Source organism: Pectinatus frisingensis (assembly GCF_015732285.1).
GTDB lineage: Bacteria > Bacillota > Negativicutes > Selenomonadales > Selenomonadaceae > Pectinatus > Pectinatus frisingensis.
Map to the genome: position 1 here is coordinate 67,115 of NZ_WIQU01000053.1, position 16,994 is coordinate 84,108.

At 39.1% G+C, this 16,994-nt stretch carries 17 protein-coding genes; 14 read left to right on the forward strand and 3 right to left on the reverse strand.

The window, feature by feature from the left end:
• Window positions 1-64 precede the first annotated feature (64 nt).
• The 3 genes from I6751_RS09725 to I6751_RS09735 all read right to left on the reverse strand — a co-directional run bounded on the left by I6751_RS09725 (window position 65) and on the right by I6751_RS09735 (window position 3,598).
• Window positions 65-1,231, reverse strand: coding sequence for an FprA family A-type flavoprotein (locus I6751_RS09725; protein ID WP_196590686.1), 1,167 nt, complete (start codon window positions 1,229-1,231; stop codon window positions 65-67).
• 101 nt (window positions 1,232-1,332) lie between these two features.
• Window positions 1,333-2,712, reverse strand: a complete 1,380-nt coding sequence (locus I6751_RS09730) for an SGNH/GDSL hydrolase family protein (RefSeq protein WP_196590687.1) — start codon at window positions 2,710-2,712, stop codon at window positions 1,333-1,335.
• Window positions 2,713-2,779: 67 nt separating this feature from the next.
• Window positions 2,780-3,598, reverse strand: coding sequence for a Cof-type HAD-IIB family hydrolase (locus I6751_RS09735; RefSeq protein WP_196590688.1), 819 nt, complete (start codon window positions 3,596-3,598; stop codon window positions 2,780-2,782).
• 273 nt (window positions 3,599-3,871) lie between these two features.
• Between I6751_RS09735 and I6751_RS09740 the strand changes: the two genes are divergently transcribed.
• From I6751_RS09740 to I6751_RS09805, 14 genes are all read left to right on the forward strand, one after another.
• Window positions 3,872-5,179, forward strand: a complete 1,308-nt coding sequence (locus I6751_RS09740) for an LCP family protein (protein ID WP_231037831.1) — start codon at window positions 3,872-3,874, stop codon at window positions 5,177-5,179.
• A 105-nt stretch (window positions 5,180-5,284) separates the two neighbouring features.
• Window positions 5,285-7,219 carry an ABC-F family ATP-binding cassette domain-containing protein gene (locus tag I6751_RS09745; protein ID WP_196590689.1) on the forward strand — a complete coding sequence of 645 codons (1,935 nt, stop codon included), beginning with the start codon at window positions 5,285-5,287 and terminating at the stop codon, window positions 7,217-7,219.
• A gap of 107 nt (window positions 7,220-7,326) precedes the next feature.
• Entirely contained in the window at window positions 7,327-9,486 is a 2,160-nt protein-coding gene (recD2, locus tag I6751_RS09750) for an SF1B family DNA helicase RecD2 (RefSeq protein ID WP_196590690.1), read from the forward strand.
• 19 nt (window positions 9,487-9,505) lie between these two features.
• On the forward strand, window positions 9,506-10,162 hold the full coding sequence (locus I6751_RS09755; protein ID WP_196590691.1) for a ComF family protein: 657 nt from the start codon (window positions 9,506-9,508) through the stop codon (window positions 10,160-10,162).
• 60 nt (window positions 10,163-10,222) lie between these two features.
• Window positions 10,223-10,624: a flagellar protein gene (locus tag I6751_RS09760; protein WP_182188040.1), complete on the forward strand. Its 402-nt coding sequence runs from the start codon at window positions 10,223-10,225 to the stop codon at window positions 10,622-10,624.
• A 159-nt stretch (window positions 10,625-10,783) separates the two neighbouring features.
• Complete coding sequence (gene flgM / locus I6751_RS09765) at window positions 10,784-11,068, forward strand: flagellar biosynthesis anti-sigma factor FlgM (protein ID WP_182188041.1); 285 nt, start codon at window positions 10,784-10,786, stop codon at window positions 11,066-11,068.
• Between the two features lie 25 nt (window positions 11,069-11,093).
• Complete coding sequence (gene flgN, locus I6751_RS09770) at window positions 11,094-11,579, forward strand: flagellar export chaperone FlgN (protein WP_196590692.1); 486 nt, start codon at window positions 11,094-11,096, stop codon at window positions 11,577-11,579.
• A 7-nt stretch (window positions 11,580-11,586) separates the two neighbouring features.
• Window positions 11,587-12,030, forward strand: a complete 444-nt coding sequence (gene flgN / locus I6751_RS09775; RefSeq protein WP_196590693.1) for a flagellar export chaperone FlgN — start codon at window positions 11,587-11,589, stop codon at window positions 12,028-12,030.
• 14 nt (window positions 12,031-12,044) lie between these two features.
• Window positions 12,045-13,769, forward strand: a complete 1,725-nt coding sequence (flgK, locus tag I6751_RS09780; protein ID WP_196590694.1) for a flagellar hook-associated protein FlgK — start codon at window positions 12,045-12,047, stop codon at window positions 13,767-13,769.
• A 7-nt stretch (window positions 13,770-13,776) separates the two neighbouring features.
• The gene (locus tag I6751_RS09785) at window positions 13,777-15,237 is read left to right on the forward strand and encodes a flagellin N-terminal helical domain-containing protein (RefSeq protein WP_196590695.1); all 1,461 of its coding nucleotides are present in this window, start codon (window positions 13,777-13,779) and stop codon (window positions 15,235-15,237) included.
• 36 nt (window positions 15,238-15,273) lie between these two features.
• On the forward strand, window positions 15,274-15,834 hold the full coding sequence (locus I6751_RS09790; protein WP_196590696.1) for a DUF6470 family protein: 561 nt from the start codon (window positions 15,274-15,276) through the stop codon (window positions 15,832-15,834).
• 14 nt (window positions 15,835-15,848) lie between these two features.
• The gene (gene fliW / locus I6751_RS09795; RefSeq protein WP_196590697.1) at window positions 15,849-16,301 is read left to right on the forward strand and encodes a flagellar assembly protein FliW; all 453 of its coding nucleotides are present in this window, start codon (window positions 15,849-15,851) and stop codon (window positions 16,299-16,301) included.
• A complete protein-coding gene (gene csrA / locus I6751_RS09800; protein WP_196590698.1) occupies window positions 16,301-16,540 on the forward strand; it encodes a carbon storage regulator CsrA in 240 nt (79 codons plus the stop codon). Before fliW ends, csrA begins: the two co-directional genes overlap by 1 nt.
• Before the next feature lie 55 nt (window positions 16,541-16,595).
• A complete protein-coding gene (locus I6751_RS09805) occupies window positions 16,596-16,994 on the forward strand; it encodes a flagellar protein FlaG (RefSeq protein WP_196590699.1) in 399 nt (132 codons plus the stop codon).

Below are 16,994 nucleotides of genomic sequence, written 5' to 3' on the forward strand. Positions count from 1 at the left end.
AATGAAAATAAAAAATGCAGCAAACGAAAATTAATCGCTTGCTGCATTTTTCTGTTTTAAGGTATTATTTTTGTAAAATGGTTTCTGTTATTTTTGTTAATTCGTCTTTGGCAGGAATATTTTTGATGCTTATTTTATCAAGCCATATTGAAAAACCGCACTTTTTAAGTTCATCTTCGACCTGGCCGATACTTTGTCCACCCCAGCCGTATGAACCAAAAGCAAAAGTGAGTCTGCTTTTGTTTTTAGGAGATAATCCCTTCAGATAACACAAAAAGGAAGCAACTGTGGGCATCATATTATTGTTTAAAGTAGGAGACCCTACGGCAAGATATTTTTTTGTCAATATTTCAGTTACTATATCTGAAATATGGTTTTCTTTTAAGTCATAAAGCTGCGCGGGGATATTTCTACGAGTAAAGGCTTCAGTTATGGTTTTGGCCATTGTTTCGGTAGAATGCCACATACTGTCATAAACAATAACTGCTTCTTCGTTTGTTTCATCGGCAGACCATTTTTTATAATTGGCGATGATTTCGGCGATATGTTTTCGCCAAATTATACCATGTCCGGTAGCAATGGTTTCAATATCAAGATTGGCAACATCTTCAAGGGCTTTTTTTGCCTGACGATCGTAAAGCATCAAGATGTTGGCATAATATTTTTTTGCTTCATACATGAGAACGTTGAAATCAACTTGATCATCAAAACGCTGAACAGATGCAAAATGCTGACCAAAAGCATCATTAGAAAATAAAATTCTTTCTTCAGGACAATAAGTGAACATACTATCCGGCCAGTGCAGCATCGGTACCGGAATAAACTGCAGGGTGCGGCTGCCAATATTGAGAGAATCGCCGGCTTTGACACCTGTATAATCCAAGTTACCATAAAATTTTGGAATATTTTTCAAACCATTGGGAAAACAAGTATAAATTTTAGCATTAGGACATTTTGCCATAATACTGGGAATGGAGCCGGAGTGATCCTGTTCAAGATGGTTGCAGATTATATAATCAATCTTTGCCGGATCAATGACGGAGCTTATCCGTTCCAATATTTCGTCGTGAAAGGTATCTTTTGCCGTATCAATCAGAGTTATTTTTTCATCAAGTATCAGATAAGCGTTATAAGAAGAACCTCTGCTGGTTTGATAGCCATGAAAATTGCGTAAATTCCAATCGATAACACCTACCCAGTAAATCCCTTTTTTTATTTCAACTGCCTGCATAGTAATCCTGCCTTTCTAATATAAGATATAAAAATAATATATTATTATTATTATAACACCGCTAATGAATAGATACAATTAATCAATATATTGGCATTGGGCTAATGTACATCAGGTGTATCATAAAACATTTTCAGTTCATCATCACTGATGTCCACATCGACTGAACCAGCATTTTCAGCTGCTGTTTCGATAATACGCTGCCAGTCAGCATTGATTGTCCGTCCCATAATTTCTTTACCATTGTCATCCAAGTGCAGTCCGTCCAAGGCATATTCAGTAGGCAGTACATCAGGTGGAGTCGGAAAATCGGCCGCTGTATCAATATAAAGCTGTGTGCGGATATAAGCATTGACTTTATTAAATTCATCAGCCCAGCCGGACGCTGTACCTTCATTGAATATTTTTTTTATGTTGATTGGATTTATTGGCGGTAATGTTAATAATACAGGCGTTATGTGATTTTGATAACATTTTTGCTGCAGCATTTTTAAGCCGACAATGATTTTATCGGCCGGTACACCTGCCCGCAGGCTGTTGCTGGCTCCCATTATGATTAAATATTTGGGTGCAAACGGCAGGACATCTTTATCAAATCGGTTTACCATCCTTTCAATGGTATCACCACTTTCTGATAAATTTATTGTAGGGAAATTGAGATAATGGGCATAGCTGAATTCAAAATCTGCCGGACTGTATGACATATGTCCTCCCCCATGGCTGATGCTGTCACCAAAGATACCGACATTGTAATGGGCAGCCGGATCATTACTGAATTTTTCAGTTCGTGAGTAGTCACCTACAGGCTGTCCGCTGTCATCAAGTCCGCGTACCCGCCAATAATATGTGCCAATGCGGGGAAATGGGTCATAATATTCACAGGCGAAGTCTATGGTATGGGAATAGACTGGTTGCGATGAGTCAGTATTGTTAGTTTCCGGCGGAGAAGACAGTATTTCTATTTCGAATTTGCTGGCACCGGCATTAGGTATCCATTGGTAAACCGGATATAAAAGGACACTGCCGTTGCCTGAGTCATAATCAGCGTTAGGAATTGGTGAATTTATTTTAGTGGGATGATTGTCAGTATACAAAACTTCCATAGAAGAAAAATTAGTAATCGGCCTGTTGTCGATATCCATTGCGCGAACCCGCCAATACAGCGTTGTTGGGACATCATGGTCAAGATTTTTCAAATTAAGATTAAAAGCATTTATAAATACCTGATTAGTGAAGTAAACATGTTCAGGTGAAGGCGCATTAATTTTTAGGTCCGTAGGAATTTTGTTAAAAACTTCCAGCTCATAGTAAACAGCCTGAGTGTTTTTATTCCATGCCAAAAGAGGTGCATCGGAAGCAGGTACAGCCTGGGTATAATGTGTACTTATTTCCGGTGCGGGATAAAGCTGTCGGAAGCTGTAAGCATCGCCTGATAAAACAGCAATAATGCTGAGTACCAGAAAAAAAATCGTATACTTCATAAACTGCCCCTCCCTTCAGCGGGCATTGAAACAATGAGAAAATGAGAATAAGATGCGGTCAAATATTCTAAAGTGCATATTTTTCAATAGCGATGGCTACACCATCATCTGCGTTGCTGACAGTGCTGTACTTAGCGGCTTTTTTAGCTTCGAATACGGCGTTTGCCATAGCCACTGAATAACCGGCATATTCCAGCATTGACACGTCATTGCTGCCATCACCGATAGCCATTACTTCGTCCGCTGCGGCGTGGAGCATTTGAGCCAGCTTGGATAAGGCTGTTCCCTTGCTGGCAGTCATACTGTTGAACTCCAGGTTAGCTTCTGTGGAGCCGGTCATTATTGCCGGCAAATCTTTGCACTTGGTACGGATATCCTCATAATTATCGGATTGGTTAAAAAAAGCATTTAATTTATATATCGGCTTTTGCCAGTCCTTACGGAATAAGGCTTTAAGATTATCAAGCGGTGTACGTGTGTCCTTGACAAGCTGAACGAATTGCTTTGGTACATATTTTACTGCATGCTCGTAACATGATCGAGACGTGTATATTTGCTCATTGGTATATACCTCAAACATCACTGGATATTCCCGTACGATTCGGTAAATTGTGTTGGCGGCAGAAAAGGACAAGGGATCAGATAAAATAGTCTTATCAGCTTGTTTATCATATATTTTGCAGCCATTGCCATTTATGAAATACCGGATATCGGGCAGCTGATTTATAATAGGCAGCAACTCTGTATTGCAGCGGCCGGTGCAGACTGCCACGGCGATGCCTTTTTCCCGGGCTTTATGTATTGCTGCGTGATTCCTTTGCGATACTATATTTTCGTTATTCAGTGTAGTTCCGTCCATGTCAAGGGCGATTAATTTTACTGCCATTGTGTGACTCCTTTCACATCTAATATTTTATGATTATGATAATATTTTACAATAAATAGTATGCATTGGCAATGACACGAAAAATTGAAAATAACGTGACTTTTTGCTATACTAAATTTTGTTTATATATGCAGATTTTATTTGATAATAATAAACGGATATTAAGCCGGTAAAATAGAATTCAGATAGAGAATTGATATTTAATCTATATGTTTTGCAAACCAGTATTAGAATATTGTGGATATTAATATGAAAATCATGGGGAATTAATAATTGGAACAAAAGAAAATAAAGTATAAACGAAGTTATCATCGCGTTATAATGCTGGGTATTATTTTGCTGATGATGGTTGCAGCGGCTATGGCTTATGCCTTTACCAGATATAGTACAACTAAAAATACTTTGGGACAAGCCGGCAATGAAAAAACAACGATAATGGTAATGGGAGTGGACAGTCGGAATGACGATGTGGGGCGCAGTGATACTTTGATGGTATTTACTGTTGATGAAAAAAAAGATGATGTATCTGTGCTGTCAATACCGCGCGATACCCGGGTTAAGATAGATGGACATAATTACGACAAAATAAATCATGCCTATGCTTATGGGGGACATCAGCTGACGCAAAAAGCGGTCGAAGACCTGCTGGATGTTCCAATGAATTATTATGTATTGATAAACATTCAGTCATTCGCCAAAATTATTGATGCTATCGGCGGTGTGGATATTGATGTGGAAAAAAGAATGTACTATGATGATCCGTGGGATGATAATGGTGGTCTGCATATTGATTTATATCCGGGAATGCAGCATATGGATGGGAAAAAAGCCATTGAATATGTACGCTTCCGGGATGGTGAGGGAGACATTGGCAGGATAGCCCGTCAACAGCATTTTATAAAGGCTGTTCTGGCTAAAGTACTGACGCCGGCTGTTTTGCCTAAGATACCGGAGATAATCAAGGAAGTCAGTTCAACAGTAAAGACAAATTTGTCTTTTACTGATATGCTAAAATTTGCCAGGCTGCTACCGGGGATGAAAGATGGTGGCGTCACATCATCGATGCTTCCTGGTAAACCAGCTTACATTGATGATGTGAGTTACTGGCTGCCTGATATTGAAGAGTTGCGCCGCAATATGGCAGAGACAATGGATGTTGTGATGACAAGTCAGATGGAAGCCGATGCACAGCAAACAGCTGAAGAATATAATAAATCGCTGCCTGATGGTTTAAAGCTGCTCAGTAAGGGACCTGAAAAAAAAGTAAACAACAGCGATGCTGTCGAAAATAATACTGAGAAAAAAGATAGTCCGATGAAACCGGAAGATATTACTGTTATGGTGATAAATTCCAGCGGAATAAATGGCGCGGGGGCGACTGTAGCTGAACAGCTGCAGCGTAAGGGTTTTAAAATTTCAAGTGTTGAAACTGGCCGCACTTCATCTAATCAGCAGACGAAAATCATGACTAATGACAACGCTGTAAATCTGTTCTATGGAATGTCATTCCCCTGTGTAATTATGACTGGCAGCGGTACAGGCCAGGCTGTAGTAAATATTGGCAGGGACTATAGAAGATAGCATATGCAGGTGGCGAAAGCTTATCATATAATTTGATTTGAAAATGATTTTAGCTATCATGAGATGCAGCAGTACGACAAATAAATTTAAGTTAGGATATAAAAATTGAACACATTACATATACAAGATCTAGCGAAGGCATTTGGTATAAGACAACTATTTAATGGAGTGACATTTGACATTGACAAAGGTGATAAAATTGGCCTTATCGGTGCCAACGGTGTTGGTAAAACAACACTTCTTAACTGCATCATGGGGATAGAAGACTATGACGGCGGTATTATTAAACTGGATCCAGCTGACCGAATAGGGTATGTTCAGCAGCAGGCTGAATTTACCGGTGCAACGCTATATGATGAATTCCTTACTGCTTTTGAAGATGTGTTATTATTGGGCGGCAGGAAAAGTCAATTGGAGAAAGCTATTGATACGGCGGCGCAGACAAATACATCGCTTGATGATGTAGTACATGAATATGCGAAAGTCGCTGAGGAGTTTGAGCGTCGCGGTGGTTATGAATATGAAAATGATATTCGCCGGATTGCTTTTGGATTAGGTTTTAGTGAAGCCGAACTGCATAAATCACCGTTGAATTTTTCCGGTGGACAAAAGACACGTATCTGTCTGGCTAAGGCACTTTTGCGTGAACCGGATTTCCTTTTTCTTGATGAACCTACAAATCATCTTGATATTTCCATGATTGAATGGCTGGAAGATTTTTTGAAGGATTATAAGGGCGGAGTACTGATGATTTCTCATGACCGTTTTTTCCTTGATAAGGTAACTACTTCGATAATGGAACTGGTAAATGGGAAAATAGATAAATATGAGGGTAATTATACCCGGGCTCTGCAGGTGCGTAACGAACGTCGGGCAGCATTGGAATCAGCTTTTATCAAGCAGCAGGAACATATAAAAAAGACAGAAGAATATATTCGGCGTTATAAAGCCGGAATAAAATCAAAACAAGCTCGCGGACGAGAAAAGCAGTTGAATCGCCTGGAAAGAATTATTCTGCCGCCTGATGCCAGCGGTTTTAATTATTTTTTATTTAACCCTCCAGTCGAATGCGCTCAGAAAGTATTGGAAGTCGAAGATGCCGCTTTTTCTTTTGGTACGGAAAATGTATTTAGAAATATTTCATTGACAGTAAGAAAAGGTGACGGGGCTGCATTGGTAGGACCAAACGGAGTGGGCAAGACCACGCTGTTAAAGTTGGTAGTCGGTGAGTTAGAGCCTGACAGTGGTCGGATAAAGATTGGCAGCCGGGTAAAAATAGGTTATTTTTCCCAGTATCATGATGAACTTAGCGGGGAAAATAATGTTTTGCGGGAAATAACCGATAATTATGGTGTTACTGATGAGCAGGCCCGAAATTACCTGGGGACTTTTCTATTTAGAAGTGATGATGTCTATAAAATAGTAGCTGATTTATCAGGCGGAGAAAAATCGCGACTGGCATTGTTAAAGCTCATGATGGATGGGGCAAATTTTATAATTCTCGATGAACCTACCAACCATCTTGATATACCAGCCCGTGAGGCAGTGGAGAAAGCATTGATGTCTTTTCCAGGAACTTTTTTAGTCGTGTCGCATGATCGTTATTTTTTAGATAAAGTAACTAATTGTACTTATGAGATGGAAGATGGCAGCTTGACGCAATATGATGGGAATTATAGTTATTATCGTTTAAAAAAAAGCGAAAATATTAGGGCAATGGATATCGATAATGGGAAGATATCAAAAGACGCTAAATCAGCTAAAAGCAATAATAAAAAAAACACAGAAAAAATTAAAACCGGTGTAAAAGAAAATCATAGTATTGCTTTTGCCAGTGAAGATAAAAAACAACAGCTGCAGCAACGTTGTGAAGCACAGATTGCCATGCTGGAGGTCGAATTAAAGGGACTGGAACGAGAAATGAATGATCCGCTGAAACAGCAGGACCTTCAGGAAAGTCAGAAAATAGCGCGTGACTACGCAGCCAAGCAGCAGGAAATAGATGCAAAATACCAGGAATGGGATAAGCTGCTGGAATGATATAAAAAAAATGGTATAAATGGTTATCTTTTTATTGTTTTTTCTCTGCACCAAAGAAAAGATAGTACAAAAGGTAGTATAAATATATTATTAATCAGGGAAAAATTATGGAAAAAATTGAGGGCAGTGTTCAATCAGTGATATTTGCCAGTAGTGATGGCAGATTCTGTGTATTTCGCCTGCAGCCGGAACAACAAAATACTTCTATCACCGCTACGGTAAACGCTCCGGCACCATTAATCGGGCAAAATGTATGTGTGGAGGGAGAATGGGTAAGTCATCCGCGATTTGGACAACAGTTTAAAGCCTGCGGGATAACGGTATCGGCACCAAGCAGCGCTGATGGGATAGAACGTTTTTTGGCATCGGGGGTTTTAGATGGCATTGGTCCGGTGATGGCTAAGCGAATAATAAATAAATTTGGCAAGGATACACTGCAGATAATCGAAAACGAACCGGGTCGTTTGTGTGAGATCGGCGGCATTGGCAAAAAGACATTAAAAAAAATTGTTGATTCCTATAATGAGCAGGGAGAACTGCGCGATATAATGATCTGGCTTGAAGCGCATGGTGTGTCATCGACTTATGCCGGGCGGGTATTTGATGTTTATGGGTCTTTTGCCATTGAATTAATGGAGAATGATCCATATAGGCTGGCGTCGGATATTGACGGCATTGGATTTTTGACGGCAGATCAGGTAGCCGGCCAACTGGGAATTCAAAAAAACGATGATAACCGCATAACGGCAGGCATTGATTTTTCCCTGCAGCAGATTGCCGGCAACGGACATTGCTGTGTGCCGGAAGCAATGGTTATTGCCAAGACAGCAAAGCTTTTGAATGTTGATGATGAAAATGTTCGATTAAGGCTCAAGGCCGAAATTACTGCCAACCGATTGTATACAGAATATATTGGAGGGGAACAGCTAATTTATCCAGACTATCTTTATTTTGCCGAAAAACAGGTCGCACAAAAACTGCTTGATTTAAATAATAATGCGGATTCGCTGTCATTGGATAGTGCTGCTGAGATTACCACTAAATGGGAGCAAAGCAGTAACATCACATTGGCGCAAAAACAACGTGAATCTATTGATGCAGTACTTCAGCACGGTGTGTTTGTGCTGACAGGAGGTCCCGGAACAGGTAAAACCACGGTAATTAGGGGAATCCTTGCCGTATTGCAGCATTTAGGATTACAGATATTACTGGGAGCACCTACCGGCCGAGCTGCCAAACGGTTGACAGAGGCTACAGGACAAAGAGCCGTAACAATACATCGATTATTGGAAGCAACCGGGATCAATTATGACGATGAAGCAGCTTTTGGCAAGGATAGTGACGAACCATTGGATGCTGATGTAATAATAATAGATGAGGTGTCAATGGTCGATATTGTACTGATGCAGCATTTTTTGAATGCTGTCCCCACAGGTTGTCGTATTGTCCTGGTGGGGGATGTTGATCAGCTGCCGGCAGTGGGGCCGGGAGCCGTCCTTAAGGATATATTGCGTTCGCAGGTGATTTTTTCTTTAAAACTCGATGAAATATTTCGTCAGGCCCAGGAAAGCATGATAATTCATAATGCCCATGCAATCAATGCCGGCAGAATGCCGGATTGTTCTTCAAGCAAGGACTTTATTTTTCAGGAAATTGAAAATGATGAACTTACAGCACAGGAAATAGTCACACTCTGCAAGGATAAATTACCGCAAAATGGTTACAATTCACTCATTGATGTGCAAGTGCTTTCACCGATGCATCGTTTACCATGCGGAGTGAGTAATTTGAATAAACTTTTACAGGCGGCTTTGAATCCGGCGACACGGGATAAAAAAGAATATAAAACAGCGGTTCAGTCTTTTCGTGTCGGGGATAAAGTCATGCAGACAAAAAATAATTATGAAAAAAATGTATTTAACGGAGATATTGGATTTATCAAAGAAATAACAGCGGAAAAAATAATTGTTAAATATGCTGAGGCAGACGTGGATTACCAGTTGGCTGAATGTAATCAATTGATTTTGGCTTATGCGATGAGCGTGCATAAAAGTCAGGGGAGTGAATATAAAATTGTTATATTGCCATTGACTGCCGGCCATTTTATAATGCTGCAGCGTAATTTATTGTATACGGCAGTGACCAGGGCCAAAGAGAAAGTTATCATATTGGGAACCAAGAAGGCATTGTTTACCGCAGTGCAGAATAATCGTACACAAAAACGCTATACTCTTTTGGCAGAACGATTGGCACATAAAATAACTTGATTTTATGAGGTTTATACAGATGGACATTCTGGATTATATAGCGACATTTTTATACCCGCCGCGTTGTCCTTTATGCCGGCACTATTTGCCGAATATTGGCAGCTGGTGCAGTAAGTGTATGGATAGTACTGTTCAGGCACATGTTGTTGCAATTGATCGATGGGACTATCAAAACTTTAACAGAATTTGGGCATTGGGAAGATATCACGGAGTATTGCGCCGATTGATAATACAACTTAAATATGGCGGACGGAAAAGCACGCTGCCATATTTAGGCAGCTTTATTGAGACTGCAATAAAAAATATTGAACTGCCCGAAGACATCGATATTGTTATCTGCGTTCCACTGCATCAAAAAAGGTTAAAAGAGCGCGGGTTCAATCAGACGGAACTAATTTTTAAAAAATGGCTTGCAAAAAAGCATTTTAAATGTGAAAATAACTTAAAGAGAATATTTTTTACACAGGCGCAATATAAATTGCGTCGGCGGGAACGCTTAAAAAATCTGCAGAATGCTTTTTCACTAAAAGAAGGAATGACAGTAAGCGGGAAGAATTGTCTGCTGCTGGATGATATATATACGACCGGTGCCACGCTGTCAGCTTGTGCCAAGGTTTTAAAAAGGCATGGTGCGGCTAAAATATATGGTCTGGTTCTGGCAACAGATGCTGAATAATAGTTTTTGTTTAATGATATGAAAAATGTTTTAGAGAGACATTATCCTGGAGGTAGTAATATGGCTAACAAAATGAGAAATTGTCCAGAATGCGGCAGGCTGTTTATTGATACAGGGGCAGGGATGTGCAGTGATTGTGTTGCCGAAGAGGAAAAAAAAGAACTTGTCGTCAGCAGTTATCTTAGAGATAATCCGGGCAGTACCATCAGACAGATATATGAAGCCACAGGAATAAAAGAAAAAACAATAATGAGGATGATACGGGCCGGTCGGTTTATCGGCAAGGGTTCAATAACCTATCCTTGTGAAAGATGCGGTGAACTTATCAGTGAAGGCCGTTATTGCGTTAAATGCACTCAGGAATTACAAAATGATATTAAAAAAATGAGTGATGTCATGAATAAAAAACAGCAAAAAATTCGTGACTCAAAACTTGACAGTCGTGGTATGTATTCAAAATAAATACTTATGACCATTAACCTGTGAAAATTAAAGAAAACGAATGATTTGGTTAGAAAATATAGAAAAAATAACTAAAAACGCTATTTAATTGAATTATTGCAATCACCGATATTCTGTTTAGCAGGCAGTATCGGTAATTTTTTTAAGGAGGGGTGCATAATGATTTCTAATAGCGGTCATATTCAGTCAATTACCGGCATATATTTAAACGGCATTGATAAGACAGCTGCAAAACCGCGAAACAATATTGACATCAACAAAACTGATGACGGCGATAAAATTGTTTTGTCAAATGAAAGCCAGGAATTTTCTTCATATTTGAATAAACTCAGATCCATGCCGGATGTTCGGATGGATAAAGTTAATTTTTTCAGTGCCCAAATAAATAATAATGATTATAAAATTGATTCCCAAAAGATTGCCGGGAAAATTTTAAATGGCTAACTTAAGATAAATAGAGGATAATATTATGTGGCAGGAATTAATAAATGTATTGCTGAAACTTATAGAAACATATGATAATCTTTTTATTCTCAATGAAAATAAACGCAAAGCTATAGTAGAAATAAATATGCATAATTTGGATAAAATTGTGAATGAAGAACAAAAAATAGTGAATAAAATTGTTTTTATTGAAGCTGAACGCAGGGGCATTTTGAAAAAAATGGCTGAAAAAGATTCTTTGATAAACCAATTATCGAACAGTAAGACGTTAACAGCATTTTGCCCGCAGGAATATAAGGAAAAGTTTTCAATTGCAAATACGAAATTATCAATGTCCGTGAAAAAGGTAACTGATATAAATGATGCTAACCGATTGCTGATGAGGGGAGCATTGACGGCAATAAATTTGAATATAAATTCAATATCACAATTAAAAGCTGATCCTAATTATAAGGGGAATGGGAATCAAGGTTTTTCTCCGCACAGAGAAGAATTGGATTTTAAGGTTTAAAAGTGTTATGACAAAATTAATAGATATATTAAAAAAACAAGTGGAAAAGTATGAAGCTTTAAAAAAGAATATGGAAATACAAAAAAAATTATTAATAGAGAAAAATGTAAATAATAAACTTTTCCATACGACAACCTGCAGTCTGGAACAATTAATGAACGAAATAAAATTATTAGAAAAAACTAAGAAAAATATTCTGCAGTCAAATACCACAATATCAGATAATGAACAACTTGAAGTTGATGAAATTACAAAAAAAGTATGGGAACAAGCTAAATCAATAAAAAAAATAAATGAATGCAATAAATTGCTTTTGAAGAATAAAATGGAATGCATTCAGTTTAATATTAATGTATTAACTAAAACTACGGCTAATGTACCATATCAATCACATGGTGATATGTCTGATAAAGGTATAAATAAAATAAAGATGTTTGATGAAAGTATATAAAAAGGAGAGGCAAAATGCGGACAACATTTTCTGGATTGAATACAGTATTTAGTGGACTCCAGGCGCATCAGCTGGGACTGGATACTGTTGGACAGAATTTAAGCAATGATAGTACTGAAGGCTATTCCCGGCAAAGTGTGAATTTGGTTGCAACAGCACCCTTGACACAAAATACCCTCTATGGAACAGGCTATGTGGGCAGTGGAGTGACAGCTGCTTCTATAACGAGAGCACGGGACATATTTGCCGATAAGAATTATTGGAAAGAAAATGCCACAAATTCTTACTACACACAGTGTCAAAATAATTATACAGTGGTTGAAAATGTTTTTAATGATTCTGAAGTCAACAGCACCGACGTCGGTTTGAAAAGTTCTATAAATAGTTTTTGGTCGGCATGGCAGAAACTGGGTACTGCAGCCAGTACACCGGCAAATAGAATAAGTGTTCGCGATACGGCTGTTACTATGGCTGATAAAATAAAGACTATGGCATCGGATATGCAGTCGCAGATTTCTACAAATTATGGGCAGATGCAGGCTGATGTTGACAGTGTTAATACTATAACATCACAGATTGCAGCTCTTAACAAAAACATTGTACAGCTTGAGGCAAATGGCGGCTCTGCGAATGATCTGCGGGATCAGCGAGATGAACTGGTGGATAATCTTTCCAAATATTTAAAAGTCAACGTTTCAGAAAAAAGCAACGGGGCATATACCATCAGCTGTGATGGCAGTAATATGGTAGATGAGGGAAGCAGTACTAATCTGGCTTTGCAGGCTGAAAATAATTCAGATTATGGCATTACTGATTATACACTGACCTTTAAAGATACCGGCGCTATCTTTAACCCCAGTGACGGTGAAATCAAAGGAATACAGGATAATGTGGCGACCGATAAATCTTATATGGATAAATTAGCTGATTATTCGGCGTTCTTTCTTACGACATTTAATGCCCAACATAAAGAAGGTTATGGGATAGATGGTGCCAATAACGGGAATGGGACGACAGATTTAAATTTCTTTGGTGAAACGCAGAACTCATATCAATGGGCTGATGAAAAAAGCAGTACATCGGAAGGCTATGAGTCAGCCTGCGTAGAAAAGACTGACGGCAGCGGTACAACGGAGAAGCTGCGCGGTATCAATATAATTAATGAACTGACAGTCAACAGTAAAATAACCGGTGACGGAGGAACGGATTATATTGCTGCTAAAGGAGCCAATACGACGACTGATGCTAATGGTAACACATACTACACTGATGCGAATGGCAATCAGGTGACCTATGCTAACAGGATACCGGCTAAAAATGGGACCGCGGGTATTGCCGACGGTTCCAATGCAGTGCTTTTAAGCAGTTTATTTAGCACATCGCTTTCCGATGCTAAAATAACCAGTACGATAAAAACAGCCGCGGGAATGTTGGATTCCAGCGGGAATGCGACGAAATTCAGCTCAACAGAAAACTTATCATTAAATGATTATTATGATAATTCAATGGCGAAACTGGGAGATGATTCCAGTAATGTCGATGATTATGTTACGAAGACAACATCTACCCTTACACAGCTGGATAATGCACGGCAATCAGTTTCTGGTGTCAACTGGAATGAGGAACTTACTAATATGATAAAATTTCAGCAGGGATACTCTGCTTGTGCCAGAGTACTCACAACGATGGATCAGATGCTTGATAAATTAATAAACAGCACAGGTGAAGTAGGAAGGTGATGATTAGATGCGTGTAAGCAGTGCAATGATGATTAATAATTATATAAATGCTGTTAATGGTAATTATGCAACCCAGGCTAAGTACGTGGAGCAGAACTCTACACAGCAGAAACTCAATCGTCCGTCTGATGATCCGGTGGATTATGCTAAATACCTCAGCTATACAACAGATGATGTAGAAAACAGTCAATATACTTCAAATGCCCAGTCGGCCGTGTCATGGATGACGACTAGTGATAGTGCACTTACTAATATATATGAGCAGTTTAAAACATTTATAGAACAGACTAATCAGGCGGCAAATGGAACTAATCAAACATTTGATGGCAGTTCAACAGCCACGGAATTGCTCAGTATATTGCAGGAATCGGTCAGCCAGGCCAACACGGATCAGGGCGGCAGATATCTGTTTTCGGGGCAGTCGGATAAGACACAGCCATTTACTATGTCAACTGATAAGGTTCAGCGCGGCCTTACAAAGACACTCGATGAAAATCAATCGGCATTTTTTGGCAAAACTGTGAGCATAGGCGGGGTCGCTACAAAAGTTGACGGCGGAACACAAGTCAATGGAATGGATCAAATGTTGAGCCTTAAGGGCAGTGATGGTAATGATTACTATCTGGATCCCAGCACAGGATATGTTTTCAGTAAGGATTTTGTCCAAAGTGGTTATAAAGATAAAATAAGTGCCGGACAGACCAGCGTGACGGCTGATGATGCAGTGGGACGAATTACTTTAACCAGTAATTCTACCTTAGCGGATCTGCCGAAAACTGCTGCCGATTTGGCTGCGGGAAATTTAAATGCCACGGCATATGCTGACGAAGGAACTTATGAAAATCTTACGACAAATGTGCGTAAGGATTTTATAAATAAATATTTTAATACTACCAACGGGGCAATTACCGATGCCGGAAAGGCACTGCAGACAACGGGGCTGTCAGTCAGCGGAACGAGTACGACATTTTCTTTTAACACCGTTGAACAATATGTAGTCAGCTATGCCGGTGACGAGAATAAGATATCTATGGTAAAATTAAACGGTGGAGTCGATACAACACGTGACAGTGTCAATGTTACCGGCAGTGATATGTTTGGCGACAGTGATATTTTTGGTGCGTCGCATGGCACGGCCACATTAAATGATATGCTTACTGTTGTGGCAGAGATGGACAGCGGCAACAAAAGTTGGTTGACAAGCGACGGTATCACCCTTGCCAATAATGCGTCTGACTATCTTAGTCATGCCCAGACCGGCTTGGCATCCAGAAGCTCGGCATACAGCGCGGCTGTCACCACTTTAAATGATCAAAACACTGTTATACAGGGTAATATAACTGATGTGAACGGTATAAATGTGGCTGAGGTCGCTACTAAATTGTTGACTGCCCAGACAATATACAATATATCACTGGCCATAAGTAAAAATGTACTTCCTGGAACAATAGCAGATTATTTAAGTTGATATCGACACTTTTAGTATTACGAAGGAACGATGAATATGCTTACTTTAAATATCAGGACGACAGATTTTGCATTACAGATGCATACGGATTGGGGGAAAGCAGATGCAAGTTTTGAACAGCCCAGTGGTAAGGGGGAATATATACAGCCGCAAAACAAGTTAGTAGTTACTCCGGTGGAGGTAAAAATAGATTCATCAGCATGCAGAGAAGCGCTGGGATTGTATACGAATACCAGATGGGCACAAAAATATGGTGCGGAGGGAGAACAAAAACTTGCTGACAACATTGCCCAGACGATGAAAGAAGCCCGTGAAGTTATGAAAAAGGGAGCTAGAAGCAATGCCATCATTAACGTTGAACGTCAGCATCTGCTCCCCGAGCAAAAGCAGTTTAAAATAGCTTCAATGCCATCTGCCAAAATAACAGTTAGCCCTTCTGAAATCAAAGGGGTAATTGATCCCGGCAGTGATGTGATTGAATCTGTCCCTGGAAAATATCATCTTGATTATAGCCCTGCCAATGTGGACATATCTGTAAATCGTTATTCATCGGTAAAGATGTGGACCACCGGAAATAAATATAGCATCTATGCTTAGTGGAGGCAGTAAATGTGAGAAGCATTAGTACCGTTAGATTCGGTAATATAAAGATTGATGAGACTAAAATAATAAAATTTTCTCATGGTATACCATCTTTTGAAGATGAACATGAATTTGTTATTATTCCCTATAGTGAAGAAAGTCCGTTTTTGTTTCTTCAGTCAGTGAGTACAGCACGGCTGGCTTTTTTGATGGTGAGTCCATTTATGTTTTTTAATGATTATGAGTTTGTTGTAAACGATGATGTAATGAATGAACTTCAGATAAAAAAACGGGAAGACATATTGATTTTTTCGCTTTTGACAATACCAAATAAAGATATAAAAGAGACAACGGCGAATCTTTTAGCACCAATTATAATAAACCAGAGTAATTATGAGGGGTTGCAGTTGATTTTAGAAAATACAAATTATACTACTAAACATTTGTTGGTAGAGAAAAAAAATGTGGAGGATGATGAATAATGTTAGTACTCACGCGTCATCCGGGGCAATATATAACGATAGGCGACGATATCGTCATCCATATTTCAGATGTACAGGGCGCTAATGTCCGTATGGCAATAGATGCTCCACGTAATATAAAAATATATCGTGGAGAGATTTATGAAGCAATAATCGAAGAAAATAAAAAATCAGCTACACAGCCTGACAATATAGATTTGAATCAATTAATGCCGTCAAAGAATGATAAAAAAGATTGAAATTGGGATAAATTTGTAATTAAGGACAGCAGGATTCTTCAGGGAGGGAGTAATCATGATTAATAATTTATCGAATATCAATTTATCTAGTGGTCAAGTGGAGAAAAATGATAATTCCTTGAGTCTAAGTGAACCGGCAGCAAGTGGTTCTTCTGATATGACAGCGGGAAATACTTTACCGAAAAATGCTGCGGCAGCTGACGGTGAAAAATCAGCGTCAGATAATTTATCTGACGAAAGTGTGAAAAGTATGACCGAGAAGCTCAATAAGATGACGAAGGATATGAATCTTCAGCTTGAATTTGTCTGGTATAAACAATTGGATCGCTTGGGAGTGAAAATGGTTGATATTAATACCAATAAGACGATTAAATCATTTCCCCCTGAGGAAATCATGAATGCCCTTGTTCGGACTAAAGAATGGGTCGGAAAATTTTTGGACAAAGAAATATGA